The following is a 2,172-nucleotide window of genomic DNA, read 5'->3' as shown; positions in this document are numbered from 1 at the left end:
TGTTATCGACGCGACCGGCAAACTTGTGACCCCGGGGTCAATCGATGTTCACACGCATATGGAGCTCCCGTTCGGCGGGACCGTTGCATCCGACAACTTCGAGACCGGGACGCGTGCTGCGGCGTGGGGCGGCACGACGACCATCGTGGACTTTGCAGTCCAGGTCAAGGGTGAGTCGATGGTTGAGAGTTTCGAGAACTGGATGGCGAAGGCTGACGGTAACTGCGCCATCGACTACGGATTTCACATGATTGCGGGTGATATCACCACTGAGTCTCTTGCCGAGATGGACATAATCATCGAACGCGGCGTATCGAGCTTCAAACTGTTTATGGCGTACCCGGGTGTCCTCTACTCTGATGACGGGCAGATCCTTCGTGCAATGCAGAAAGCTGCCGAGACCGGTGCCATGATCATGATGCACGCTGAGAACGGTCTCGCTATCGACGTCCTGCGCGAGCAGGCGATAGAGCGAGGCGAGACAGACCCGAAGTACCACGGCATCACTCGCCCTGCGATCACTGAGGCAGAGGCCACCCACCGAGCTATCGCGCTCGCCGAACTTGCCGGGGCGTCTCTGTACATTGTGCACCTGTCGGCAAAGGAGGCTTTGGCGGAGGTGGCAGCCGCACGCGACCGCGGGCTCCCTGTATTTGCTGAGACATGTCCGCAGTACTTGTGGTTGAGTCTTGAAGAGCATCTTTCCAAACCCGGCTTCGAGGGCGCCAAATATGTGTGCTCAACACCGATTCGCCCCCGCGCAGATGGGCATCAGGACGCACTCTGGACCGGCCTGGCGACCAACGATCTCCAAATCGTCTCTACGGACCATTGCCCGTTCTGTATGGATGACCATCCGTCACTTGGCATGCAGAAGAGGCTCGGCGAGGCAGACTTCACCGCGATCCCGAACGGACTTCCGGGTGTTGAGGATCGTTTCCAGCTCATGTACCACGGCGCGGTTGTCGACGGTCGGCTCGACCTCAACCGCTGGATCGAACTGTGCTGCACAACCCCGGCGAAACTTTTTGGAATGTACCCTGAAAAGGGCACCATTGCGGTGGGATCGGATGCCGACATTGTGATATTCGATCCCGAGGCCGAGTGGACAAAGTCCGCAGCGCAACACCACATGAACGTTGACTACTCGGCGTACGAAGGACTCTCGGTCAAAGGCAAGGTCGAGCAAGTTTTGCTGCGTGGCACGACCATCGTGGTTGACGGCGAGTATGTTGGTGCCAAGGGCGACGGACAATTCCTACGGCGTGGAAACGCTGCCCGTCTCCACTAGTGGCATGCAAATCGTTCGCCGCACGACATCTACCTAACTACTGAGGAGAACACAATGGATTTTGGGGTTGTTTTCCAAACCGATCCGCCGTCGCAGGCCGTAATCGACCTCACGGTGCAGGCTGAGGCCCACGGGTTCAACCATGCGTGGACATTCGATAGCCACGTGCTCTGGCAAGAGCCGTTCGTCATCTACTCCCAGATGCTCGCCAAGACCAAGAACATGACCGTGGGTCCGATGGTCACAAACCCTGGAACTCGCGATTTGACCGTTACCGCGAGTCTCTTTGCAACGCTCAACGAAATGTTTGGCGAGCGAACCATTGTCGGTATGGGTCGCGGCGATTCGGCTCTGCGTGTAATCGGGAAGAAACCCTGCCGGCTCGCCGAACTTGGTGAGGCAATCGATGTCGTGAGGGCGCTTGCTCAGGGCGAGGAGGTTGAGTACAACGGCGTGACCGTCCAGATACCCTGGGCCAAGAAAACCCGTGTTCCGATGCTGGTGGCGGCGTACGGACCGAAAACACTCGCACTGACCGGGGAGAAAGCTGACGGATTCATTCTGCAACTCGCCGACCCGTATCTCATCAAATACATGATCCAGGCAGTGCGAGATGCCGCCGCTGCGGCCGGTCGCAACCCGGATGATCTTTACATGTGTGTTGCGGCCCCGGCTTACGTTGGCGACAACATCGAACATCAACGAGACCAGGTCCGCTGGTTTGGCGGCATGGTCGGCAATCACGTTGCCGACCTCGTCAATCGTTACGGTGCCGACGGCCTCTCTATTCCTCAAGAGCTGACGTCATACATTGCGGACCGCCAAGGGTATGACTACAAGGAGCACGGTAGCTCGGACAGCACCCATGTCGAGTTCGTCAG

The 2,172-nt window shown here is 58.1% G+C and carries 2 protein-coding genes; both read left to right on the top strand.

All coding sequences use genetic code 11. The features are described from left to right. Nucleotides 1-1,291, top strand: a 1,291-nt coding sequence (hydA, locus tag IIC71_15165; GenBank protein ID MCH7670519.1) for a dihydropyrimidinase, incomplete at its 5' end; no start/stop codon positions are given. Nucleotides 1,292-1,345: 54 nt separating this feature from the next. Next, nucleotides 1,346-2,172 (top strand): TIGR03842 family LLM class F420-dependent oxidoreductase (locus tag IIC71_15160; GenBank protein MCH7670518.1); only part of this gene is annotated, 827 nt, incomplete at its 3' end.

The organism is Acidobacteriota bacterium (genome assembly GCA_022562055.1).
Taxonomy (GTDB): domain Bacteria; phylum Actinomycetota; class Acidimicrobiia; order Spongiisociales; family UBA5794; genus BMS3BBIN02.
Note: the sequence above shows the minus strand (reverse complement) of the source record. Positions and strands in the feature narration are given on the sequence as shown.